The organism is Myroides phaeus (genome assembly GCF_900099675.1).
GTDB classification, from domain to species: Bacteria; Bacteroidota; Bacteroidia; order Flavobacteriales; family Flavobacteriaceae; genus Flavobacterium; species Flavobacterium phaeum.
On the sequence record NZ_FNDQ01000007.1, the window covers coordinates 71,607 to 95,793 of the forward strand.

At 32.8% G+C, this 24,187-nt stretch carries 20 protein-coding genes and 1 pseudogene; 7 read left to right on the forward strand and 14 right to left on the reverse strand.

Going from position 1 to position 24,187, the window contains the following annotated elements:
* The first annotated feature begins 29 nt into the window (after positions 1–29).
* The gene (locus tag BLT46_RS05175) at positions 30–875 is read left to right on the forward strand and encodes a sulfurtransferase (RefSeq protein ID WP_090407249.1); all 846 of its coding nucleotides are present in this window, start codon (positions 30–32) and stop codon (positions 873–875) included.
* Between the two features lie 968 nt (positions 876–1,843).
* Here BLT46_RS05175 and BLT46_RS05180 read toward each other — a convergent pair.
* The 4 genes from BLT46_RS05180 to BLT46_RS05195 all read right to left on the reverse strand — a co-directional run bounded on the left by BLT46_RS05180 (position 1,844) and on the right by BLT46_RS05195 (position 6,098).
* Positions 1,844–2,539: an RluA family pseudouridine synthase gene (locus BLT46_RS05180; RefSeq protein WP_090407252.1), complete on the reverse strand. Its 696-nt coding sequence runs from the start codon at positions 2,537–2,539 to the stop codon at positions 1,844–1,846.
* Between the two features lie 79 nt (positions 2,540–2,618).
* Positions 2,619–3,437 carry a 3-methyl-2-oxobutanoate hydroxymethyltransferase gene (gene panB, locus BLT46_RS05185; RefSeq protein ID WP_090407256.1) on the reverse strand — a complete coding sequence of 273 codons (819 nt, stop codon included), beginning with the start codon at positions 3,435–3,437 and terminating at the stop codon, positions 2,619–2,621.
* A gap of 56 nt (positions 3,438–3,493) precedes the next feature.
* Positions 3,494–4,669 carry an SH3 domain-containing protein gene (locus BLT46_RS05190; protein WP_090407259.1) on the reverse strand — a complete coding sequence of 392 codons (1,176 nt, stop codon included), beginning with the start codon at positions 4,667–4,669 and terminating at the stop codon, positions 3,494–3,496.
* A gap of 4 nt (positions 4,670–4,673) precedes the next feature.
* Entirely contained in the window at positions 4,674–6,098 is a 1,425-nt protein-coding gene (locus BLT46_RS05195; RefSeq protein ID WP_090407262.1) for an L-serine ammonia-lyase, read from the reverse strand.
* A 550-nt stretch (positions 6,099–6,648) separates the two neighbouring features.
* On the opposite strand from BLT46_RS05195, the gene BLT46_RS05200 reads away from it, so the two are divergent.
* The gene (locus tag BLT46_RS05200; protein ID WP_090407264.1) at positions 6,649–7,554 is read left to right on the forward strand and encodes an endonuclease NucS domain-containing protein; all 906 of its coding nucleotides are present in this window, start codon (positions 6,649–6,651) and stop codon (positions 7,552–7,554) included.
* Positions 7,555–7,599: 45 nt separating this feature from the next.
* Here the strand turns inward: BLT46_RS05200 and BLT46_RS13285 are convergent, their stop codons facing one another.
* On the reverse strand, positions 7,600–7,722 hold the full coding sequence (locus BLT46_RS13285; RefSeq protein WP_262492382.1) for a hypothetical protein: 123 nt from the start codon (positions 7,720–7,722) through the stop codon (positions 7,600–7,602).
* A gap of 191 nt (positions 7,723–7,913) precedes the next feature.
* On the opposite strand from BLT46_RS13285, the gene BLT46_RS05205 reads away from it, so the two are divergent.
* Together BLT46_RS05205 and BLT46_RS05210 are read left to right on the forward strand one after the other, a co-directional pair.
* The gene (locus BLT46_RS05205; RefSeq protein ID WP_090407267.1) at positions 7,914–9,170 is read left to right on the forward strand and encodes an AAA family ATPase; all 1,257 of its coding nucleotides are present in this window, start codon (positions 7,914–7,916) and stop codon (positions 9,168–9,170) included.
* 1 nt (position 9,171) lies between these two features.
* Positions 9,172–9,567: a hypothetical protein gene (locus BLT46_RS05210; RefSeq protein ID WP_090407270.1), complete on the forward strand. Its 396-nt coding sequence runs from the start codon at positions 9,172–9,174 to the stop codon at positions 9,565–9,567.
* Between the two features lie 705 nt (positions 9,568–10,272).
* Here the strand turns inward: BLT46_RS05210 and BLT46_RS05215 are convergent.
* The gene (locus BLT46_RS05215; protein WP_090407274.1) at positions 10,273–13,149 is read right to left on the reverse strand and encodes a type I restriction endonuclease subunit R; all 2,877 of its coding nucleotides are present in this window, start codon (positions 13,147–13,149) and stop codon (positions 10,273–10,275) included.
* A gap of 107 nt (positions 13,150–13,256) precedes the next feature.
* A complete protein-coding gene (locus BLT46_RS05220; RefSeq protein WP_090407278.1) occupies positions 13,257–14,183 on the reverse strand; it encodes a tyrosine-type recombinase/integrase in 927 nt (308 codons plus the stop codon).
* Positions 14,184–14,267: 84 nt separating this feature from the next.
* Between BLT46_RS05220 and BLT46_RS05225 the strand changes: the two genes are divergently transcribed.
* Positions 14,268–15,452 carry a restriction endonuclease subunit S gene (locus tag BLT46_RS05225; RefSeq protein ID WP_090407281.1) on the forward strand — a complete coding sequence of 395 codons (1,185 nt, stop codon included), beginning with the start codon at positions 14,268–14,270 and terminating at the stop codon, positions 15,450–15,452.
* Here BLT46_RS05225 and BLT46_RS05230 read toward each other — a convergent pair.
* Positions 15,445–15,999, reverse strand: a complete 555-nt coding sequence (locus BLT46_RS05230) for a restriction endonuclease subunit S (RefSeq protein WP_176770729.1) — start codon at positions 15,997–15,999, stop codon at positions 15,445–15,447. The two genes, BLT46_RS05225 and BLT46_RS05230, sit on opposite strands and share 8 nt — an antisense overlap.
* A gap of 121 nt (positions 16,000–16,120) precedes the next feature.
* Here BLT46_RS05230 and BLT46_RS05235 point away from each other — a divergent pair, with 121 nt between their 5' ends.
* Positions 16,121–16,555: a restriction endonuclease subunit S gene (locus tag BLT46_RS05235; protein WP_218127640.1), complete on the forward strand. Its 435-nt coding sequence runs from the start codon at positions 16,121–16,123 to the stop codon at positions 16,553–16,555.
* Here BLT46_RS05235 and BLT46_RS13300 read toward each other — a convergent pair.
* The 5 genes and pseudogenes from BLT46_RS13300 to BLT46_RS05260 form a co-directional block, all read right to left on the reverse strand.
* Positions 16,548–17,123, reverse strand: a complete 576-nt coding sequence (locus tag BLT46_RS13300; RefSeq protein ID WP_394332438.1) for a restriction endonuclease subunit S — start codon at positions 17,121–17,123, stop codon at positions 16,548–16,550. The genes BLT46_RS05235 and BLT46_RS13300 overlap by 8 nt on opposite strands.
* 135 nt (positions 17,124–17,258) lie before the next feature.
* Positions 17,259–17,803 (reverse strand): annotated as a pseudogene (locus tag BLT46_RS13245) (restriction endonuclease subunit S); the annotation flags it as partial.
* On the reverse strand, positions 17,781–18,785 hold the full coding sequence (locus BLT46_RS05250) for a virulence RhuM family protein (RefSeq protein WP_090407288.1): 1,005 nt from the start codon (positions 18,783–18,785) through the stop codon (positions 17,781–17,783). The gene BLT46_RS05250 and the pseudogene BLT46_RS13245, both read right to left, overlap by 23 nt.
* Positions 18,786–18,807: 22 nt before the next feature.
* A complete protein-coding gene (locus BLT46_RS05255) occupies positions 18,808–20,367 on the reverse strand; it encodes a type I restriction-modification system subunit M (protein ID WP_090407291.1) in 1,560 nt (519 codons plus the stop codon).
* Between the two features lie 208 nt (positions 20,368–20,575).
* Positions 20,576–20,791 carry a hypothetical protein gene (locus tag BLT46_RS05260; protein WP_090407294.1) on the reverse strand — a complete coding sequence of 72 codons (216 nt, stop codon included), beginning with the start codon at positions 20,789–20,791 and terminating at the stop codon, positions 20,576–20,578.
* Positions 20,792–21,187: 396 nt separating this feature from the next.
* On the opposite strand from BLT46_RS05260, the gene BLT46_RS05265 reads away from it, so the two are divergent.
* Positions 21,188–22,219 (forward strand): hypothetical protein, encoded by a 1,032-nt coding sequence (locus BLT46_RS05265; protein ID WP_090407296.1) that lies wholly within the window; start codon positions 21,188–21,190, stop codon positions 22,217–22,219.
* A 72-nt stretch (positions 22,220–22,291) separates the two neighbouring features.
* Here BLT46_RS05265 and BLT46_RS05270 read toward each other — a convergent pair whose 3' ends face one another.
* Positions 22,292–23,560, reverse strand: a complete 1,269-nt coding sequence (locus BLT46_RS05270; protein WP_090407299.1) for a helix-turn-helix domain-containing protein — start codon at positions 23,558–23,560, stop codon at positions 22,292–22,294.
* Positions 23,561–24,187: the final 627 nt, after the last annotated feature.

Genomic DNA, 24,187 nt, shown 5'->3' on the forward strand with positions numbered 1-24,187 from the left:
TTTAGAACCACAATTAAAACTATTGAAAGATGAGCTTACAACCCATTATACAAGTGTCGGAGTTAGTAGTATTGCAACAAACAGCAGGGGATAACCTTGTTATTGTTGATGCTTCAAACCACAAAGACGCAAAGGCAAATTATGACGCACAGCATTTAGAGGGTGCTATTTTTGTCGATTCTAACAAGCAGTTGGCTAATATAGGAGCAGACGCAGCACAAGGCGGAAGACATCCTTTACCTACGTTAGCTCAGTTTGCCCAAGTTTTACAAGACTTAGGATTAACACCTGATAGTCACGTTGTCATTTACGACGACAAGAACGGCGCTAATTCGGCAGCTCGTTTTTGGTGGATGTTGCAAGCAGTAGGACATCCAAAGGTACAGGTCTTAAACGGAGGAATACAAGAGGCAGTGAAACAAGGTTTTCCTACGAATGATAAACTCGTAGAGATAAAGGCAGTAGGGGCTTACCCTATTAATGCGTGGTTATTGCCAACAGCGACAATTGATGAGGTAGAGGCAAACTCAGAAAAGCCTACTTATTTGGTTATTGACGTTCGTGAGCCAAGTCGTTATAAAGGACATACAGAACCTATTGACCAAGTGGCGGGACATATTCCAGGATCAGTGAATATTCCGTTTATGTCTAATTTAGACGCCAACGGATTGTTCTTATCACCTAATGAGTTGAAAGACAAATACACCAAAGCGTTTACAGGAAAAGAAGAAGTAATCGTTCACTGTGGTTCAGGCATCACTGCTTGCCATAGTTTATTAGCCATCGCCTCAGCAGGAATGGAGATTCCGAAGTTATACGTCGGTTCGTGGAGTGAGTGGTCGCGAAATGATAAACCGATTGTTACAGAGGAGTAAAGTAAAAGGGAAACCGAAAACTGGGAACTGAAAACCGAAATACGTGAAACGTAAAACGTGATGCGTTGAACTGGGAATCGGGAACTGAAATACGTGAAACGTGATGCGTCGAACCTAAAACCCGAAATGTCATTACAAACAAAATATCACAAATCAACGTTGTGAAAATGTGGGAATGTCATTACAAACAAAACATCACAATTCAACCGTTGAGAAAATGCGGGAATGTCATTACAAACAAAATATCACAATTCAACCGTTGCGAAAATGTGGGAATGTCATTACAAACAAAACATCCCAAATCAACCGTTGTGAAAATGTGGGAATGTCATTACAAACAAAACATCCCAATTCAACCATTGCGAAAATGTGGGAATGTCATTACAAACAAAACATCCCAATTCAACCGTTGCGAAAATGCGGGAATGTCATTACAAACAAACATCCCAATTCAACCGTTGCGAAAATGTGGGAATGTCATTACAAACAAAACATCCCAATTCAACCATTGCGAAAATGTGGGAATGTCATTACAAACAAAACATCCCAATTCAACCGTTGCGAAAATGCGGGAATGTCATTACAAACAAACATCCCAATTCAACCGTTGCGAAAATGTGGGAATGTCATTACAAACAAAACATCCCAATTCAACCTATGTAGGGGCGAATTATTATTCGCCCGCACGGCATACGACACAATGTATATCACATATCGTTTTTTTTTGTTTATAAATAAACAACAAGGGGCGAACACATAGGTTCGCCCGTACGAGCGCGATGCGTGATATGCAAATGTTAGACGCGAAGTATCGCGTCTCTACCGATATACTGGGTGTCAAAAACAAATCGATACACCAGAACCGGAAACCGAAAACCGAAAACGTAATGCGTTGAACTTAAAACCAGTAACCATATAAAATACGAAAGGTGCATATCTAATCGCAATTGATATGCACCTTTTATATTTTAGTTTGATACCTCATTCCAGATAACATCTTCTGGAGTAGGGGCAGTTATCGTCAAGGATTCTTTTGTAACAGGATGCACAAAAGTAAGCTTGCGTGCGTGTAAGTGAATACCCCCATCAGGATTACTGCGGTCAGCGCCATACTTTAAGTCCCCTTTAATCGGGCACCCCACAGCGGCAAGTTGACAGCGAATCTGGTGGTGTCGTCCCGTGTGTAAATCAATCTCCAAAGCAGAGTATGTTTTTAACTGATGGAACATACGGTAAGACAACTTTGCTTTCTTACTATTAGGAACTTCCTTTTTATGCGCCTTAGACGTATTGTTTTTAGGGTTTCTAACCAAGAAATGCTCTAAAGTATCTTCCACTTTAGGAGGGGCATTCTTAATTACCGCCCAATACGTTTTTTGTGTTTCTCTATTTTTAAACGACTCATTCAAGCGAGTAAGCGCTTTTGAAGTCTTAGCAAAAACGACCAATCCCGACGTAGGTCTGTCTAAGCGGTGAACCACCCCTAAAAACACCTCACCCGGTTTGTTGTATTTTTTCTTTAAATAAAGCTTGACGATATCACTTAGCGGCATATCGCCCGTTTGGTCACCTTGAACAATATCACCCACGCGTTTATTAACCACAATAATATGGTTATCCTCGTGAAGCACTTGTAAGTTATCAGGTGTAGAAACAATTTTCATAGAATAGATTTTAAAACAAAAATATCCTTTAATAGTGTTTAAAGGATATTTTTGAACTTATATAAAAGAGTATATAAGCTTAATATTGTTCATTTTCGTTGGGGAAATCAACAGCTTTAACGTCTTGTACGTATTGCTCAACAGCCCCTTTCATTTGGTCGAAAATGTTTAAATAACGACGTAAGAATTTAGGGTTGAACTCGTGTGTTAAGCCAATCATATCGTGGATAACCAATACTTGTCCGTCAACACCATTACCAGCACCAATTCCGATTACAGGAATAGAAATGCTTTCAGCTACTTTTTTCGCTAAAGCAGCAGGAATTTTCTCTAAAACAACAGCAAAACATCCAATTTCTTCCAACATTTTAGCGTCTTGAATTAATTGAGCTGCTTCTTCTTCTTCCTTAGCTCTTACCGTGTAAGTTCCGAATTTGTAAATAGATTGAGGTGTTAAACCTAAGTGTCCCATTACCGGAATACCAGCATCTAAGATACGTTTAATACCATCTTTAATTTCAATTCCACCTTCCATTTTAACTGCGTGTGCACCACTTTCTTTCATGATACGGATTGCAGAACGCAAAGCTTCTTTAGGATCCGATTGGTAAGAACCAAATGGCAAGTCAACAACTATTAAAGCTCTCTCCGCTCCACGTACAACAGATTGTGCGTGATAAATCATTTGGTCTAATGTAATAGGCAATGTTGTCTCATGTCCTGCCATTACATTACTTGCAGAGTCACCTACAAGCATTACATCTACTCCTCCAGCTTCCAATACTTTAGCCATTGAGTAATCATAACACGTAAGCATTGAAATTTTTTCACCATTAGCTTTCATATCGATAAGCGACTTAGTAGTCACTTTCTTATAATCTTTTTTTGCTACTGACATAATTGTTCTTTTTGTTAGAAATGTAAAATTAGATAAAAAGAGGGGAATTAAAAGGATTAACAGTAATAAATCAATTCCACTCTTGATAATAATCCATTTTGGAAGATGAAAAGACAAGCCTGTCCATCTAAATAAATGGTGTATGATTTGTCTAAAGGCGAGATATTACCTATCAATCCCTTAGCTATTTTTAAAAAATCTTTCTCCGTTGTTTCGCCATTTAACAAATGCTTGCCAATTTTAAAACCGTTGAAATTAAGCATATCCATTTTTCGAGCTTTCACAGTACTTGACAAATCGTTTGTGATAAACTCAGCCGAGTTATATAAAGCATTGCCCTCATAATCACCTAAAGCACAATCGTCTAAGTCTGAGTACGTCTCTAAAGGATACCCAATGTATTGTTTAACCAGCTCTCCATCAAAACCAGCCAATGGTTCAACGATGCCGTTGATTGTAAAACCAAATTGTTGTTTTTTCTGTAGCTTTTCTACTTTACTTGAATCCCCGTCAAGCGGAGTTGCCTCTAAAACTTGTTTTTTAAGTTGATTAATCTCAGCTAACTCCATCAAATTGTTGTTTTTAGCATACTCAACAAAAACGTCTAACGCCTGAATTGTGTAATAATGTGCACTATTCCAACCCAATTCCAACACGCGCTCAGCGTATTTCTTTTGGTCCTGAGTTTCCCTAGCATACTTATACGCTTGGATTAACTCGTCCAAATCAGGGCGTTGTCCTAAGAATTTTGCTTGAATATACCCTTTTCTGTCCATATAATCAATAGGAACCCACGCTTCTTTATCGTCAGGGAAAAAGGGTAGTGGCACAATAGTACCATTTAACACTGTTCCCAACACAGAAGACGTACTTGAAGGATACTCGCGCACCTTTAGTCCCGCCACAGTTGTAAACAAGTGAGGAGCCGCATAAAACTCATCCTCATCAATAATAGGAGCAGGAGAAGTAATTGTTTCCACCGCTTTATACTTCGTGCTGAGGTTTTTAATGTCGTTTATATACATAGGCGATTGGTAATCAACCAGCACTTTATACAATTTATTAGACACTTTTTCAAACGAAGTCAGCTGTGTTCCTTGTGTGTAGATACCCATTTTTTGCGTTGCTTGGCTATCCTTATAAGCAACCGTAGGCGCGTTGACATACAGTATGTCTTGCGCCCACGTTTGTATTGTAATACAACAAAGTATTGTCGTTATTAGTTTCTTCATATAGTTAACAATCAGACAAACTAACAGCAACTGCCAGTCCACCTTCAGAAGTTTCTTTATACTTGTTGTTCATATCTTTAGCCGTTTCCCACATCGTGTTAACCACTTTATCCAAAGGCACTTTCGCATTCTTAGGGTCAGTGTCTAACGCTAATTCAGCCGCATTAATAGCCTTAATAGCCCCCATTGTATTTCTTTCAATACAAGGTACCTGTACTAAACCACCGATCGGATCACACGTTAATCCCAAGTGGTGTTCCATAGCAATTTCAGCTGCCATCATCACTTGCTCAGGCGTACCCCCCATCATTTCACACAATGCACCAGCCGCCATAGCACTTGACACGCCAATTTCAGCCTGACAACCACCCATTGCAGCAGAGATAGTTGCTCCTTTTTTGAAGATACTACCAATTTCACCCGCCACTAAAAGGAACTGTTTGATTTCTTTCTCACTTGCCTTGTGGTTTTCAATCACTAAATAGTACATCAAAACAGCCGGAATTACTCCCGCACTACCATTTGTAGGAGCAGTAACAACGCGACCTAAAGCAGCGTTAACCTCGTTTACAGCTAAAGCAAAACAGCTTACCCATTTCAAGATTTGACGGAAGTACACCTTCGTCTTGCGGATTGTTTGTAGCCATTCTTGTGGATTAGTATAAGGTAATTCGCCTTTTAATTTAGAGTGAGTATCATACGCCCTTCTACGCACATTTAGTCCACCAGGCAATATACCTTCAGTGTGACAACCAATGTACATACATTCCAGCATTGTATTCCACACACGCATAAGTTCGTGGTGAATTTCCTCATCCGTACGAAGAGATTTCTCATTTTCGTACACGATTTCAGAAACAGACATTCCTTGCTCTTTACAATAAGCTAACAGTTCAGTTGCCTTATCAATAGGGAAAGGGAAAGACGCTTTAATCTCGTCATTTTCTTTATTCTGAGCCGTTTCCTCTTTCACAACAAATCCACCCCCAATAGAGTAGAAAGTAGACTCATAGATTTCGTGTTCACCATATTGAGCAGTAAACGTCATTCCATTTGCGTGAAAAGGCAAGAAGTTTCTATTGAAAACAATCTGAGTTTTAGGATCAAAGGTAATTGGTGTTTTCCCCCCTAAAACCAAGGTTTTCGTATCATTTATCTTAGCTATAATTGAGCTTATATCCTCCACAGGCACATACTCAGGGTCAGCCCCACTTAAACCCAGCATCACAGCTAAGTCCGTTGCGTGTCCCACTCCCGTTAGAGAAAGCGAGCCATATAAGTCTATTTTTACATTAGAAACTTTATTAAATATTTGGCGATCGTGCAGTTCATTTAAAAATTGTTCTGCTGCTCTCCACGGACCTAAAGTATGAGAACTTGAAGGTCCTACGCCAATTTTGAGCATATCAAATACAGAAATACATTCCATAAAGTTGTTTCAGTTTTAGTAATACGAAGATAGCTAAATTCTGTTCTGTTGCAAGTTTTAACAAGTGATTTAACGTGGACCTCTCATCGATTATAACTGCGTGACCTATTGTTTATTATTGTTGTATGAGTTGTAATTATGAGGTTTATAAAGATGTGTTGTATATTAAAAGCAATAATTTCTATTTAAGACTGATATCTAACATTTGCATATTTTGTTTGGAAGCACAGCTTTCGACCTTTATTTCTTGAAAAATTACGTTTTTCTGTTTCTTTCTTCTCTTTTTTGTCTTGATACCAAAAAGAAACAAATAAAGCCGCTTAGGCGCTTCGGTTAAATTGTGGTGTTTTGTTTACAATGATATTTCGGTTTCCTGTTTTCAGTTTTGACGCATCACGTTTCACATCTCACTTAATTCGGTTTCCAGTTCCCAGTTTGTTTACTCAATAAAAAGCACCACTTACACATTTAATTATCATCAAGATTTTACTTATTGTATATTTGGACATCTTGTGAAAAAAAATCACATCAGAAATAAAAACAGTACCCTATGCAATTATATACTCAACATAAAAGTAAGTTGTCAAGCTTAAAAGAAAAGCCATTTAAGCTTGAGAAAGAAATACAGCAATTATTTGAAGCCAACTTAGAGAATATAACAGGGTGGAAGTTTATTAAATCAGAGTTTTCTATCAAAGCAAATCGCATAGATACTTTGGCTTATGATGAAGAGAACAATTCATTTGTTATTATTGAGTATAAAAGAGAGCGCAGTTACTCTGTTGTAGATCAAGGAGTATCTTATCTAAATCTGATGTTAGAGAATCGCGCAGATTTTATAGTTGAATACAACGAAAGTCAAAGCGGTAATCTAAAGCGAAATGATGTAGATTGGTCTCAATCTAAAGTTGTTTTTGTATCACCATCATTTACTTCATTTCAAAAGCAAGCTTCTAATTTCAAGGACTTGCCTATTGAATTATGGGAGATAAAACAATATACCAATGATATTATTGTAGTTAATCCTATTAAGAAGTCAAAGTCAGCACCAGCTATTAAAGAGGTACAGAGCGATCAAGATTCGCAAATAGCTAAAGTAGCAAAAGAAATAATTGTTTATTCTGAAGAAAGTCATTTAGAAGGGAAGAGTGATGATATTATAGAATTATTTGAAGCTTTTAAAGCATCTATTCTTAATTTATCAGGAGATATAGAAATTGTTCCCAAGAAGATGTATATCGCATTTAAGTTGAAAAATAATATTGTTGATATACGTGTTCAACAGAAGAATTTGATCTTGTGGATTAATATGAAAAAAGGAACATTGGAAGACTCTAAAATGCTAACAATTGATGCTTCTACAAAAGGGCATTATGGCAATGGAGATTATGAATTAGCAGTTTCAAATACAGATAACTTAGAATATATCATGAGCTTGGTTAAGCAAGCTTTGTAGAGGTTTTTTTAAAAGTAAATAGTTTTAAAAATAAGCTTTTAGACGTTATAAGTAAAAACCATAATTATCATTGACAATTTCTAATTTCATTCCTTTTAATCTATCAAGTTCCTCTTTTCTCTCAATTGGATAGAAGGTTTGAACTCTAAGATATTCAATAATTATCATTCATTTTAATGTCGTTTAAACTGTCTAATAGGTTATTGAAAAGATATTTAAAAAAAGCAATATGCGTTAGTGTTTTTTAATAACTAAAGTAATAAAAAACAAGACAACTCTGATAACAAAACAATATATAGTATATTTGTTTTTGAGAAAGCATATTTTTTAAAAAGCATTATATTTATACTAATAACTTTATGGTAAATCAAGAAACAATCGATATTAAGAATTTTGCAGGAATTGACAATCTATATTTAGAAGTTAAACCAGTCAATATTCTAATAGGCCCTCAAGGGGTTGGAAAAAGTGTTGTTGTAAAATTGCTTTATTTCTTTAAAGGGATTGTAAATGATGCAGTTGAACGAATTGAAACTACAGATCAAGTAAGTTTTATTAAAGAGTCAGTACAAAACAAATTTAAAAAGATATTTGATAAAAGTAGTTTTAATACAAAACAACCTTTTCAAATTACTTATACTAGTATAGAAGGGGAAATCTTTATTGTTGAAGGCGATGGCTTTGATGAATTTAATGTTTTTTTTTCGGAAGGTTTTTTAAATTTATTAGAAGAGTTGTTTAAAGTTAAAAGAGAGTTTGGTAAGGAAAAACTTGTAGATAAAGATATTGCAGAGTACTATTTTCAAGCTGAACAATTAAAAAGTCTACGAAGAGAAATTGTTAAGAAAACATATCAAAAGAGCTATTTACCACAGTTGTTTATTCCTGCAGGGCGTAGTTTTTTCTCAACACTACATTCTAACATTTATTCAATTATCAGTAATGAGAGTTCAATAGATTATTTCTTAAGAGAATTTGGACAGCTATATCAGATAATTAGTGATTTTCAAACTACAATCAATGAGGATAGTTCTTGTGATCGTTTAATTGAAGATGTAATTGGAGGTAAGTTTATACGCGATGATAATCGTAAAGATTATATCTTGCATAAAGATAATCGTAAAGTAGAACTTAAAAATGTGTCTTCGGGACAACAAGAAGCTTTGCCTTTATTGATGATATTGAGAGCTATTTATGATAAAAAATTGAATACTTCAGGATGTATTTTGTACATAGAAGAGCCTGAAGCTCATTTGTTTCCTACAGCTCAAAAAGCAATCGTTGAGTTGTTAGCAAAGGTGTATAATAGCAACTCTACTAATATTCAAATATTCATTACCACACATAGTCCGTATATCTTGTCGTCATTTAATAATCTTATTTATGCTGGGAATATAGCAAATAAGAATACAGAAAAACGCAAAGAGGTAGGGAAAGTAATTACAGAAGAACAGTTTTTAAGCTGTGATGCTGTTGGAGCTTATGCACTTACAAAAACAGCACTTATTGATTTGATGGATGAAGAAAACAATATAATCAATGCTACTGTATTAGATGAGGTGTCTAATGATATAGGGAGAGAATTTGATCAATTGTTGGATATAGAATTTGATTAATATGAGTGCATGTATAATAGAAGATTCTCGTAAGATTCACGTTTTTGAAGAAAATGGAAGAAAATTAACGCTGAATAATCCCGATCAGGTTGTAAGCAAAAGAGTTGCCGTAGATGGATGTGAGATTAAAGAGGGGATAAGGTGTGACTTTATGCTAATTGTAGACAGTAAAGATTTAGAAATTTTTATCGAATTAAAAGGAACTGATGTTAAACATGGGATAGATCAAATAATTGAAACTAAAAGACAATTAGGATCTAAAGGAAACTCAAAAGCGTATATAGTATGTAGTAGTTCTCCTAAGAAAGATACAGATAAGCAAAATATACAAATGAAAGCTCGACGAGCAAATGTAAAGCTTGATATAGCCACGAATAAAAAAATAGATAATTATTAATTTATATAGAAACCCAAAACCGCCACAGCATACACTGTGGGGTTTTCTTTTTCCAACAACACTCTCTTCATTAAAACTTCCCTAAAAAAGCACTGGCACTACAACCTGTTTCCGGTTTATCATATTTCACAGGACGTGTTTGAGTATTGTGTCATACTCTCTAACCAAATAAGAATAAAAGTAGGTATAGGTTGTTCTTGTATCTATATAAAACTATTTATGATAGATTTGTTGTCTTTCAATTCCCAGTTATAAAAGAGATATTCTATTACAGATATATTTTACTTTATATTGTTATATAGGCGAATAATGATTTGCCTTTATGATGTTTTAATAATGATTTACTTTGTTGTTTTTATCGGGAACGAGTTTGGCATTGGTTAGGAATCCTTCGCAAAACCCCCTTGTTTTGCGAAGGATTCTTGTACTATTGCAAAGCCGTTCCAAAGAAAGAAGCGAATTAAATATGTATGTTATTGTAATTCAGTTATTAAGGTGTTTGTATGTAGGCAGGCTTTTGTTGGATTAAACCACGTAATAAATAGGGAGTAAACAAAATATTTTTCTTTAAGATGGTAAGAGAAATTTTGTTTCTGTGTTAGAGATAGTTGACTTGTATAATATGGTTATAAAAAGCTAAAATTATTTTATTAATCTCTTTTTATAACCATTATAATACTGTTTTTTTATCTGAATGCATTGAGTTTAATGTCCTGTAAAACCATTTATAAAAGTATCTACAAACCCTATTATTTTTCCTAATATGCGGTCTCCTGTTTCTTTGAATTTAAGTACACTCGGTTTGCCTTCTTTTCTTAAACTAAGTAAGTCGTCTCTTAGAGGTTCTCGTTCAGAAAATAGGAAGTTCTCTATTAGTTTTTCAGTTTGATCTTTATACAAGTTTTCCGTTTCAACTAAATTTTCAAGGGCAGATTGTTGTTCTTTAACCCAAAACTTATCAAATTCTTCTGTAATTGTATCTGTATCTTCAATCAAAGGTAAATTCTCTTGAATAAATTTTTCAATTAATTCTCGTTTACTCCTTAAAGAAACTTCTGTATTTAATAAATTAGATATTTCCTTTTCAATAGCTTCTTTGTCTTTGGTAGTTTGCTTTGATTTGAATGTAATTAATAGTTGAAGGATGTAAGTAACATTAATTGTATCTCGTCTTATTAATTCTAATTCAAAGTCAATATCATTTAGAATTGATGTTTTTTCAGGTGTAGCTGTATCCTTATTTAATTTTTCTTTTAAATCTAAGTATTTACTTGTGTAGTCAGCAAATAATTGTTCTTCTATCTCTAAGTCTTCCCAGTTAAATTCTGTGAAGTGAGTCATTTTTTTGTGCAGTCGAATCAATGCACGAAATGCTAAGATGAATTTTAATCGTTCTTCTTCAGAATATAGATTATCTACTGCATCTACTTTAGGGACAATATCAATAAGTTTTTGAGTTGCCTCATTAAACTTGTCAACATAAATTTCATAAGGTTCTACAATGATTTCATCAATCGCTTCTTTGTTGCTAAATAGTGCAATTGCCTGATCTGTTTTTTCTTTTAGATTTCTAAAACACACAATATTTCCTTGTGTTTTATTTTTGTCTAACGTTCTATTGGTACGACTAAAAGCTTGTATAAGTCCGTGATATTGTAAGTTCTTATCGACATATAATGTATTTAGGTATTTACTGTCAAACCCAGTTAAAAACATATTTGCTACTAAGAGAATATCAGTTTCATTTTGTTTAGACTTTTTAGCTACAGCATTGTAATAGTTATAAAAACCTTCTGTGTCTTTTATATTTTGTTTTTCGCCAAATTGTTCGTTAAAGTCTTCAACGTAATTTTCTAATAGTTCTCGGCGATGAGGTACGTAATTTATTTTATATTCAGAAGGAGCCTCTGCAGCAATATTTAGCTGGCTAACAACTTGCTCTTCCATTTCTTCTTCATTCTGAGCAAAACTAAAAATAGTAGCAATCTTTAGATTGTGTTCTCCTTCTTTTTTCTTCTTTTTAAAAATTTCATAATACTGAATTACAGAATCAATATCTTGTACACACATCATTGCACAAAACTTTTTGTTTTGTGTTTTTTGGTTGTGGTATTGGACAATATAATCAACGATAGCCTCTTTACGTTGAGGAGCTTCATAAACTTCTGTTTCATTAATTTGTTCAACTTTTAAATCAATGATATGCTCTTTCTTTTTAAACGTTTGTATATATTCGACAGAAAATTTCAATACATTTTCATCGCGAATAGCATCAGTAATTACATATTTATGTAAGCAATTTCCAAAAAGACTTGCAGTTGTTTTTTCTCCATTAGCATTCTCAGCTAATATTGGTGTTCCTGTAAAACCAAATAGTTGAATGTTTGTAAAATATTGAACAATGTTTCTGTGTGTATCTCCAAATTGAGAACGGTGACATTCATCAAAAATAAATACCATTCGCAACGCTTTGATGGATTTCATTTTTGATACATTTCTACCCGAAATGGCATTATTTAATTTCTGTATTGTGGTTACAATGATATGTACATTAGGGTCAATGAATTTTTTAATCAAATCATCTGTGTTAGTAGCAGAACTAACAGAACCTTTGCTAAACTTGTCGTATTCTTGATTTGTTTGATAATCTAAATCTTTACGGTCAACAACAAATACTACTTTCTTTATAGCAGGTATTTTGGATAAAATTTGACTGGCTTTAAAACTCGTTAGGGTTTTTCCACTTCCTGTGGTATGCCAGATGTATCCATTTTTCTCAATGTTATAACCATTTAGAATCTCATTTTCAGTTACTTTTTTTATAATACTCTCTACTGCATAGTATTGATAGGGACGAAGTACCATCAAACGTTTATCAGTTTCATTGAGTACGATATATTTACAAATCATTTTACTGACGTGGCAAGGTTCTAAAAAACGATCAGTAAAGCCATTTAAAACATTGTTTAACGGATTATTTAACTCGTCTGTCCAATGAAATGTTTGTAGGAATTCAGGAGTGTGAGTTCCAAAATTACTGTAATATTTGGTGTTTATTCCGTTGCTTATAATAAATAGTTGTACATATTGAAATAATGCTTTACCAGAACCATAGCTGTGCTTTTGGTATCTGTTTATTTGATTAAAAGCTTCTTTTAATTCAAGCCCCCTTCTTTTTAACTCAATTTGAACAAGAGGTAGACCGTTTATCAATATTGTAACATCGTATCGATTGACATATTTTCCTTCTTGTGTAACTTGATTTGTAACCTGATATTCATTTTGACACCAGTGTTCCGTATTTAAAAATTCAAAATATAGATTGTCACCATTATCTTTTATGATGTGGTGTTTCATTTCTCGCAATGTCTTTGCTTTTTCAAATACAGAGCCTTTCGTAAGTATGTTTAAAACCTTTTCGAACTCGCTATCGCTAAACTGAATGCGATTGTGTTTTTCTAATTGAGATTTTAAGTTACCTATTAAAGATTTTTCGTCATTAATAGAAATATATTTATAGCCCAATTTCTGTAATTGGACTAATAACTGCTCTTCTAAAAACTGTTCAGACTGCTTGCTCAAAATAATTATGAATTAGGAGTTTAAAACGTGAATATTTGATTTGTAAACAAATTTAACAAAATAAAGAGATTTGTCTTCATTTCTCCTAATCCATAATCATATTTATTTTATCTTAAATTTTTGAACATTTGTTCTATTGCTTTTTTCTTTTGTTCCATATTGGGATGAACATATAAATTAAGCGTTGTGCTTATATTGGAATGCCCTAAAAGGACACTAACTGTTTTATAATCACAGTTGCTTTCAATGCATCTTGTAGCAAAACTATGTCTTAAGCCATGGAATTTTAATTCAGGCATATTAAGTTCACTCATTAATTTTTTATAATAACTGCGGTATGTACGTGGTTCGGTAGGTTTAGCGTCGTTTGTTAATACGAAAAAAGTTGAATTAACGATTTTCTTAAAAGGTTTAAGTATTCTTAGTAAGTCTTTACTGATTGGAATTTCACGGATAGAGTTTTTTGTTTTTGGGGTGTCTAATATGAGTTCTGTTTTTCTCACTCCGTTTTCTATTACATAAATGCGTTGAATAGTTCTATTAATGCTAATAACGCCATTATCTGTATCAATGTCTTCCCAGGTTAGGGCACATACTTCTCCAATGCGTATTCCAGCGCTTAAACAGATATAAACGCCGAGGTTTTTAAAGGTAAAGTGTTCTTGGATGTAGTTCATTATTTTTTTCTGATCGGCTCTACTCAATACTTCTAAATTTTGTTTGTCACGTTCGGTGGGGAATTGTATGTCAAAGGGGGTATAGCTTAACCATTTATTTTTTGCTCCAAACTTCAAGACCATTTTTAAAACAATCAATATGTCTTTAATTGTTTTATGGCTTAAGCCTGCTTCTAACTTTTGGAGGACAAACTTCTGAACATCGGCTTCTTCTATTTCGTATTGTTCTCCAAAGGTTGGTAATAAATGATTTTCAATCAGAAGTGTATAAGCTGAGAAACTGGATTTTTTAACGTATTGTTTTTTGTCTAATTTCCATAATTCAGCTACTTCTGAAAGTCTTTTTTGTTTATTCATATTGTTTTAAATTTTTAGAATGTCAAAGAAAGACAATTAAGGAGATTTAATCACCCAGATAGCTTCGGTTTTAAGGTTCCTAATTTGAGATTTCCTGGATTTGAAGGGGAATGGGAAACGAAGATGCTGGGGGAGGTTGCAAAAAAGATTGGAGATGGATTACATGGAACTCCTGCATATGTAAGTGATTCAGAATTTTATTTTATAAATGGAAACAATTTAGTAAATGGAAAAATTGAATTAAATGAAAATACTAAAAATATAGATATAGAAACATATGAAAGAAACAGAAAAGGCTTAAAAGAAAATACATTATTAATTTCTTTAAATGGAACAATTGGTAATATAGCAAGGTATAATAATGAGAACGTAATGCTTGGAAAAAGCGTAGGTTATTTCAATTTTGATAAAGCATCTGATTTTATATACTTCAGTTTGCAAACCAAAGCAATTCAAAGTTATTTTAAATCAGAACTAACAGGATCTACTATTAAAAATCTATCTTTAAAAACATTAAGAGAGACTTTTATAACTTTTCCATATCAAAATGAACAAAATAAAATTGTTTCGTTTCTTTCACTTATTGACGAAAGGATATCAACCCAAAACAAAATAATTGAGGAGTTGAAATTATTAAAGATTACGATTAGTAAGAAATTATTTTCACGTCAATTGAGATTTAAAAATGGAAACAATGAAAACCATATAGATTGGAATACTAAAAAGTTGGGAGAGGTTACAACTCTTGTAAATAAGAGAAATAAAAATAACGAAAAGCTTCCTGTTTATTCTATAAATAACAAATTAGGATTCGTTCCGCAAAGTGAGCAATTCGAGGGAGTTGATAGCGAAGATAGAGGCTACGATATTAAACTATACAAAATAATTGACAAAAACACCTTTGCCTATAATCCAGCAAGAATTAATGTGGGATCTATTGGCTATAGTAAAAACTTAGAGAATATTATTATCAGTTCATTGTATGTTTGTTTTAAAACAGATAACACCATAAATGACAACTTTCTATATCAATATCTAAAGACAGATTTTTTTAATAGGGAAGTTTTAAGAAATGTTGAAGGAGGAGTAAGAGATTATCTTTTCTACGACAATTTTGCGAGAATTAAATTTGGTTTACCTTGTATTGAGGAGCAAAAAAAGATTGCTGATTACCTTTCATCTATAGATTCAAAGATTGATATTGAAAGCCAACTATTGCATAAATTTGAAAAACAAAAGAGATACTTGTTAGCTAATTTATTTATATAAATAAATTAGCTAACAAGTATTGTTTCTGCTTAAGTAATAGCGTATGAATTTCAAATTCAGTTTTTATTTTATCGTCAATACTTGCTAGAAGACCTGCAACATATGTTTGTTGAATATAATTTGGTAATTGCATTTTAAGAGGCTCAATTTCAGAGATATAATGCCGTTTGTGCTCATTTGATGATAGATTTAAAAATGACAAATACTCAAATATAAATTTTAGGTTCACATTTGGTTTCGCTGTCAGTATTTTAATTGCTGAAGATTTTACTTTGAATGGAAAATTAACAAACTTTATATCCATTGTAAAATCATCGAAAATGATACATTGACCTTTGTCATAAATACCAAATTCTTCATCGGTATATCCTAATACAAAAGCTTTATTTGCAGTTAGAACTGGAATTAACGAAATATCAGATGAATAATCCGTATTTGTAACCAAATATTTAGTTGGCTGTTCATAGTTTAAAGTATCCTTAATTTGAACATATTCATTTTCTTGATTAAGAATTTGTTCATAGAGTTGATAGCGAAGCGTAATCACATAGGAAATAAAATCCTTAATTAAAGGGCTTTGTCAGAAACTAATTCTAAATCAAGTACCAAATAAGAAAATAAATAATTGTGTTTCTTGCTCTTCATCATCATTAACAGAATCCGATGTAATTGATAAGAATGGAATTTACCCAGTTTATGGAGCTACAGGTGTTATTGCATTTACGGAAAATTCTCAAATTAATGAAGATTCGATTTTAATAATAAAAGATGGTTCTGGAGTTGGAAAGGTTCAATACGCTTCGGATAAGTTTTCGGTTATTGGTACTTTGAACTATCTAACTGTAAAACAAGATGTTAATTTGAAGTATATTTTTTTCTGTTTAAAATTCTTCAACTTTGAGAAATACAAAGTTGGCTCTGGGATTCCACATATCTATTTCAAAGACTACGGAGAAGCTTTTATATATTGTCCTTCTGCAGAAGAACAAATTAAAATAGAAAGGTTATTATCTTCTATTGATGAAAAAATAAAAACTGAAAAAACTTTACTGCAAAAGTATGAGATAAAGAAAAGGCACCTACTACAAAACCTGTTTATATAAACAGGTTTTGTAGTAGGAATTGCTTTTTAGATTGATATTTATCCAAAATATTTTTCTCTGTTTGGAGCTTTTGATCAATGCTTGATAAAAATCGAGCGATAGTAATTTGTTCTTTTGAACTAGGCAATGAGATTGTTAATTTCATTAATCCAATTTTAGACATATTATATCGAGTACTCCCTTGGGCTAATTTAACTATTTCGTTTCTAAATACGGAACTTCTAAACAGGTAACTTGCAAAAAGCGGATTTAGAACTTGAAGTGAGAAAGGTCTATATCCAAAACAAAAACTATTCAGGTACATTTCGTTCACTTCATCTAATAAGACCGAGGACATTCCTATTTCATCACGAGTTTCAGATGATATGGTAAAAAAAATATCACCATACTTCACACTGTTTTGATTTTCATTTTGTGCAATTTCTACAAGTCCACATTTTTTTATTTGAACTTTGGCAGAGTCAAAGATTTGTTTGTATTGAATATAAGGTATGCCTTTCCCAAAATCCTCTTTAGCTTTTCCAGATAGACCATTAAAAGTATTGCCCATTTCTCCCAAACTCTTCACTTTCCATTCGTCAGTAAATTCCTTAAATCTAATTTTCTGAGAAAATATCTTTTCACTTAGCCCTTTAATTAAGGTTTCTAATTGTTCAATTATTTTGTTTTGGGTTTGAATACGTTCGTCAACAAGTGATAGAAAAGATGATATTTTTTGTTGCTCAAATATTAAAGGAAAATACATTTTCATTCCAGAAATCATATCCATTCTTACTGAATCTACTGAATTTTTAGCAGATAGCTTTTTTACTCTATTATAAAATTTACTAGAGAACAAATGATAAATATATTTACCATTGTACCCTTCTTTAAAATCTCTTAAAGCATATACTCTCTGATGAAAATCAAATTTCCCATTGATATAATGGAAGTTTTTTCCTACTCCAACACCATCACCAGATGTGAGGATTGCTTCTCCATTATATGAATAGCTATCGATTTTTTCTACAGTGTTTGAACGGACAAAAAAGGATACTTACCATCGTCAATTTTATTTTGAGTGTCTTTGTTTCCAGTTTTTATTTCACAAACTTCCCCCAGCTTCTTAATCTCCCATTCCCCTTCAAACTCTGGAAATCTCAAATTAGGAACCTTAAGATTATTTTTTTTCTTTTTTATTATCTTGGTCATATTCTTGTCTTCTTTTTTTAGCATTAAGGATTTACTATTTTCTCTTTTTGATTTCATCTTCCAAGATTTTTAAATCTTGTAAATCCTCAGCGTCGGCTTGTTTGACTTCTTGCAGTTTGCGTTTTGTATCAAATTCCAAATAGACTTTCTCTACCATTTTTTCCATTTGTTCTTTACTAATGCTTCCACGATTGGTCAGTAATTTTTTGTCATTGAACTCAATAATTCGATCTATATTTTCACGCCAAAAATCCATAGTAATATCTTGTCTGTTTTTAGCTCGTAATTCAGCTGTTTCTAGGAAGACGACAACAAAACGATTAAGGCTATCAATTTCATCTTGCGTTAAGTAGTTCTTGGCAATAAAAATATCTTGTTTTCGTACTATTGAACCTTTCCAACTTGTTAGAGCCATATTTGGGTCATTAGCATTGGCACGAGAGACGATAATTTCTGAAGCTGTTTTGTTTGTAATAGCGTAAAGTAATTTGTTTTGTGTTTCTGCAAAAAACATTTGAGTTGTTTTATCTGTGCTGTCGTAATCGTTACTTAAAGAAAACAGATCACGTACTTTTTGATAAAACCGCTTTTCCGATGCTCGTATGTCACGTATGCGTTCCAGTAGTTCATCAAAATAATCAGGTCTTCCATCTGGGTTTTTAAGGCGTTCATCATCCATTACAAACCCTTTTATCATATATTCTTTCAGATTGCGGTTTGCCCATTGACGAAACTGTGTGCCTCGTTTACTTCTTACTCTAAAACCAATGGCAAGAATCATATCCAAACTGTAAAAAGTAACATCGTAATTTTTACCGTCAGAGGCAGTTGTAAAGTAATTCTTTACAACTGAATTTTGGTCTAATTCTTTGTCTTCTAGAATGTTGTTTATATGTTGACTTATGTTTTGTTTAGAGGTGTCAAAAAGTTCTGCAAGTTGGATTTGGTTCATCCAAACTGAGCCATCTTTTGCATATAAACCAATAGAAACTTGACCATCTTGCGTTTTATAGATGATAATATTTTGCTCGTTATTCATAACTTATACTTATCATTTTTAATTAAAAAACTAGTCCTAATTCTTTAAAATAAACATCAATTTCTTTGTCAAGTTCAGCTCTTTTTGCTTCTAAAGACTTGATTTCTTTCATAACACTATGAATATCTATTTCTTCTTCTTCTTCAAAAGTATCGACGTAACGCGGTATGTTTAAGTTGTAATCATTTTCTGCAACTTCCTCAAGCGTAGCTAAGTGGCTATATTTTTCAATGGCAGTTCGATTGCGGTATGTATCCACAATTTTTTCAATATGATCGTTGCGTAGCATATTTTGGTTTTTTACCTTTTCAAACTCTTTGCTAGCATCGATAAATAGGATGTGATTAGGGTCTTCTTTACACTTTTTAAAGACTAAAATACAAGTAGGAATACTTGTACCGTAAAAGATGTTTGCAGGTAGTCCAATTACAGCGTCTAAATAATTCTTCTGTTCGATAAGATATTTACGAATATGTAGTTCTGCAGCTCCTCTAAATAAGACACCATGAGGTAAAACAATTGCCATAGTACCATTCTCCGCAAGATGGTGAATCATGTGTTGCACGAAAGCAAAGTCAGCTTTACTTGCAGGTGCTAATTTACCATATTGGCTAAATCGGTCATCGCTTAGAAACAGAGGGTTTGCACTCCATTTTGCCGAAAACGGAGGGTTTGCTACAATTGCTTCGAAAGGCATATCGTTTAGATGCTGTGGATGCTCTAAGGTGTCTTCTTGTTTAATATCGAATTTTAAGTAATGTACTCCGTGCAGAATCATATTCATTCTGGCAAGGTTATATGTAGTACGGTTCATTTCTTGACCGTAAAAATTATTCACATCTTTTACTTCTCTGGCAACACGTAATAATAGAGAACCAGAACCACAAGTAGGGTCATATACTGATTTTAATCTGTTTTTTCCTGTGGTAACAATTTTTGCTAAAATCTTAGAAACTTCTTGAGGTGTATAAAACTCACCTGCTTTTTTTCCTGCTCCGCTGGCAAACTGACCAATTAAGTATTCATACGCATCTCCTAAAACATCCAGTTCTGTATTTTCAAGTTTAAAGTCGATTTCATCTAAATGAACTAATACTTTAACAATGATTTCATTACGTGCTTCTGCTGTTTTACCAAGTTTAGTACTATTAAGATCCATGTCTTCGAACAAGTTGTCAAAGTCTTCTTCACTTTGAGTCCCCATTGTACTTAACTGAATATTATTTAAAATCTTTTGTAAGTCTTCTAAAATAAAGGTATTGGTGCTTCCACTTCCACGTTTAGCGATTTCACTAAAAAGCTCTGAAGGTTTTAAAAAGTAACCTAAGGTTTCAAGAGCTTCATCTCTAATAGCATCAATATATTCGATTCCTATTGATGAGTTTTCATCTATATCTTTAAATTCAATGTTGTCTTCTTCTAAAATGGAATTGGCATAAATTTCCATTTTCTCTGCCAAGTATTTGTAAAAAATAAATCCAAGAATATAATCTCGGAATTCATCTGCATTCATCTTACCTCTAAGCGTATTGGCAATATTCCAAAGCTGTTGTTCTAATATTTTTTTTTGTTCTTCTGACATCTGAAAATAAGTTTTGTTTAATTAAGGATATGAAATTTTTAAAGTGGCACTAAAATAGTAAACTTTTAAATGTAAAACATTAAGAAACCTCTTTATGTAGATAATGATTGTTTTAATAAGCCTAATTTAAGATTTGGAAATAGAGCTATATATTATTTAAAAATTGCTAAACCCAATCATACTGCTTACTGCTTATCTATTATAGCGGTTATTTCCCCGCGATTTCCTTTAAAAAGCTAAGAAAACTATCCGCGTATAATTCAAACTCCCATTGCCCAGTTCCGTGCATACTTGTGTAAATAGGAGCGTCTTGGTCTGTGATTTGATTGATATCAATGCAATACGGATCAGCACCAGCGTCTGCAATGATATTTCGATATTGTTTGTTTATAAATAACTTGTATAATTTATTTCCCCTAAGCATACTGTAATGCAATGTTCTACCAAATAAAAAATATCCAAAGTAGCCCTTTTTAATTCACTGACAAAAGGGCGAATAAATACAGTACTCACAAAACTGTGATCCTGTATCCATTGATACTAAAAATACAAAGTCATAACTTGACTTGTAATGAGGTATAAATACAAAAGAATTCCTCCAAAACCAACGTGATTACTACTACTCATCAGTTTATTTGTTAGACTATTTTACACGTGTATTCAATCCTAAGATAGTGTTGTTGTGTAGCAAAAGAAAAGAGATTTTAGTGAATGGCTTGCATTTTTGAGTAACACCCCTTAAAGCACTCCTGCTAAAACCAACGTTTTTTAATTTGCTTTATACAACGTAGCTTTGCTATAGTAATTTATCCCGTCATTTATGAAGATTGAAACCGTACTAAAGAAAACCTTAAAAAGAGATATTGCCAAGGCAACAGTGATGCCTGTTAGGGAGTTAGAAGAAGAAGAAAAGGGACACTTTATAGCCTTTGTAGATGATGCAGAACATAGCTATGATGTTAGTATTGTGCTACAAGAAGAGGAGGTAAAGGAAATGCAGTGTGACTGTGCTGAAACTACCGCTGTTTGTTTACACAAAATAGCTGTGCTATTGGCGATGAATACGACCACTACTGGCGATACAAAAGCTACAAAAGCAAAAGGGGGAAGAAGAAAGAAGAAACTGACCGAAAGTGAGGAGCTAATGCTAAGTATGGACAAAGAGGTTTTAATGAGCTGGCTGAGTGGGGTGTTTAAAAAGAATAAACCCTTAGAACAACAATTTACCTTGACGTTTAGTACGAAAGAAGTGGTCTATACGAAAGAGCAGGTGAAAGAAATTGCAGAACAAGCTATTTTTTCTGTGGCTGGAAAGCGCAAGACCTTAGAGGCGGCGAAGATTAAGAAAGTACTTGATTTGCTGACGATAGCTTTAGAGCCGATAGATCAGTTTGTAGTAATGAATATTAGTAAACCGGTGGCTTTTGAAATATTCACAGGTTTTTTAGATACCATATACGCTTTTGATAAACGCATTACGCATTACAGTAAACGCATTGGTACGTATGTAGATCAGTATATTGAAAAGTTTGCCTTGTCGATCAACAATATTCAAGATGAAAAAGTATGGGAGCAGTTGGTTAAAGCGTATTTTGATACCCTGTTTAAGGGGGTAAAGAAGGGAAATAAGCGCTATAATTATATTTTAGCACAACAGCTCTACCTGACGGGAACAAAGCCTCAGAAACTCTTTTATGGAGATTTGTTAAATGGAATGCTTTCTGTTACAAAGTTTAATCGCTACGACTTTGAACCTGAGTTTACAGAGTTTTTGTTGAAAGTAGCCTTAGAGGAGGACTTCTTTGAAGAGGTACGTCCATTCTTTAAGCGTTTTACTTTTGAGGGATATTAAAAAATTAAAGAGAAAATATAAAAAGGCTAACACGATACTTCGTTGTTAGCCTTTTTTGGCAACCGTAAGGTGTTACCAATCTTTTAAAGCAAATACTTGTGGTCTGGAATTGACATTCAGTTTCAAGTAAATATTGCTGATGTGATATTTTGTTGTACTCAAGGATATGGAGAGCTCGCTGGCAATTTCTTTGTTGCTCATACCGTCCCAAATGTGATAGAGTACGTGTAGTTCTCTTTCTGTAAGCTTATAATTCGTTTTTAAATACTCACATAAATTTTCTTGATGGTCTTTTAAAGAAACTGTTTCTGCTTCTTTTACAGCTTTCGCTTTCTTTTCTTCAATCAGTAGTTCGTGGTAGTTTTTTAATAAAGCTACATACTGTGATATAACAACTTGATTTTCGATATTTCTATTCTGAAACTTCTTGATAAGCACATAATTATTAATAATGCTAAACAAGATGATTAAAATAGCTACTACTTTTAAAGCACTGATAGAGTTTGTAAACTCTTCTATGCTTTCAAAAAGTGTTGTTTGTGTAAAACAAATAGTGTAGAGTTTAATTAATAAAACGATTAAGATAGGATATAGAATATATTTTCCGGTTTTACTTAGTTTGTAGATACAATACTGTGTTAATGCAAATACGATAACAATCGACACATTTAATAAAGGCGATGTAACAGGATTTGACAAAAAGTTTGAAAAATAAAAGGCTATACCAATTAGTGAAATAGCGGTAAATATTTTAAGCTCATACTTAAATAGTAGCTTTTTAGTCTTAAAAGGAAAATAAGTTGACAATAATAAGGAGGTTAACATTAAGATAGCAATGATAATTCCCGTTTGTATATAATTGTCAAATAATTCTGGCTTTAGTGTTGTAAATGATTGAATATCTCCAATGATAAAATAGCAAGTAATTAAAACTTGTATTAAGAAATAAAGGCGCCATTTACGCTCTTTAAAGATCTTGTATATTACTAATGTAGACATTAGACACAAAACAGCCATTCCGTAGAATAAACCTGATATAAAATAATTCATTGCCACCATTGGTACGGCAACAAAAGGATTTAACTCTATCGAAAAAAGAGTAGGCAACATAGCGTGAGAGAAATAAATCTCCTTAATTGAAAGTATTGAGTTTAACCCAACGAATACAAATGCATTTATACTACAGTCACTACCACATAGTTCGTGAGTAAGAGTAGTTATGAAATTAGTAGAAAACCAATAGGCTTTACTACAGATTTGAAAGAGAGGAACAGCAGCAATTACTGCTATTATTGAGCATACCACAATAAGAACGTGGTATAGTTTATTTTTCGACCTCATTAAACTTAAATTTTTAACTAAAACAATTCTTTTTCAAGAGCAAAAAATTGCAGTTATACCCCTTAGCCTTTGGTATTACTGGTTTTCTGCTACATTGAAGTTACGACAATTCCCGAGATAATGAAAGTAATCAATGGAAGTAATTAAAACTATATATAGAGATTGTAATAATTGTGAAATTACTCGCTATTTATATCTCCTTTTCTAATTGTCTTTTTTACAGGTTTATGTCTGAAGTACTTAAGTATCATAGTTTTCTCTTACTGAAGTATCGAGTTTATCTATGAAAAAGCACAACAATTGATAAAGATTATTACATCCGTTTTGTTAAAAATTGAATAGGTTGTTGTTTATAGTGTTGATTGTAAAGTGTTTGTGTGTTAGATGTCATGGTTTTTATTCATTTGTTTTGGTGCTGCAATATATACCTTTTTCTACTAAGAATGGTTATTTTTAATATAAAGCTTTCCCTAATGTTTTATTGATTAATGATATACTTGTTTATTCTTGGTGATAGAGAGATTGTAATTCTGTAATTATTGTAGATATTCATTGTAATTTAACATAAATGTTGTTTTGTGGTTGTTTATATGAAATAATGTGTTTTTTATAAATAGAGTTTTTTTA

Excerpts from the sequence above, each read along its gene's own strand:
- BLT46_RS05175 (WP_090407249.1), top strand. The coding sequence starts at position 30 with ATGAGCTTACAACCCATTATACAAGTGTCGGAGTTAGTAGTATTGCAA.
- BLT46_RS05180 (WP_090407252.1), bottom strand. The coding sequence starts at position 2,539 with ATGAAAATTGTTTCTACACCTGATAACTTACAAGTGCTTCACGAGGAT.
- panB (WP_090407256.1), bottom strand. The coding sequence starts at position 3,437 with ATGTCAGTAGCAAAAAAAGATTATAAGAAAGTGACTACTAAGTCGCTT.
- BLT46_RS05190 (WP_090407259.1), bottom strand. The coding sequence starts at position 4,669 with ATGAAGAAACTAATAACGACAATACTTTGTTGTATTACAATACAAACG.
- BLT46_RS05195 (WP_090407262.1), bottom strand. The coding sequence starts at position 6,098 with ATGGAATGTATTTCTGTATTTGATATGCTCAAAATTGGCGTAGGACCT.
- BLT46_RS05200 (WP_090407264.1), top strand. The coding sequence starts at position 6,649 with ATGCAATTATATACTCAACATAAAAGTAAGTTGTCAAGCTTAAAAGAA.
- BLT46_RS13285 (WP_262492382.1), bottom strand. The coding sequence starts at position 7,722 with ATGATAATTATTGAATATCTTAGAGTTCAAACCTTCTATCCAATTGAG.
- BLT46_RS05205 (WP_090407267.1), top strand. The coding sequence starts at position 7,914 with ATGGTAAATCAAGAAACAATCGATATTAAGAATTTTGCAGGAATTGAC.
- BLT46_RS05210 (WP_090407270.1), top strand. The coding sequence starts at position 9,172 with ATGAGTGCATGTATAATAGAAGATTCTCGTAAGATTCACGTTTTTGAA.
- BLT46_RS05220 (WP_090407278.1), bottom strand. The coding sequence starts at position 14,183 with ATGAATAAACAAAAAAGACTTTCAGAAGTAGCTGAATTATGGAAATTA.
- BLT46_RS05250 (WP_090407288.1), bottom strand. The coding sequence starts at position 18,785 with ATGAATAACGAGCAAAATATTATCATCTATAAAACGCAAGATGGTCAA.
- BLT46_RS05255 (WP_090407291.1), bottom strand. The coding sequence starts at position 20,367 with ATGTCAGAAGAACAAAAAAAAATATTAGAACAACAGCTTTGGAATATT.
- BLT46_RS05260 (WP_090407294.1), bottom strand. The coding sequence starts at position 20,791 with ATGCTTAGGGGAAATAAATTATACAAGTTATTTATAAACAAACAATAT.
- BLT46_RS05265 (WP_090407296.1), top strand. The coding sequence starts at position 21,188 with ATGAAGATTGAAACCGTACTAAAGAAAACCTTAAAAAGAGATATTGCC.
- BLT46_RS05270 (WP_090407299.1), bottom strand. The coding sequence starts at position 23,560 with ATGAGGTCGAAAAATAAACTATACCACGTTCTTATTGTGGTATGCTCA.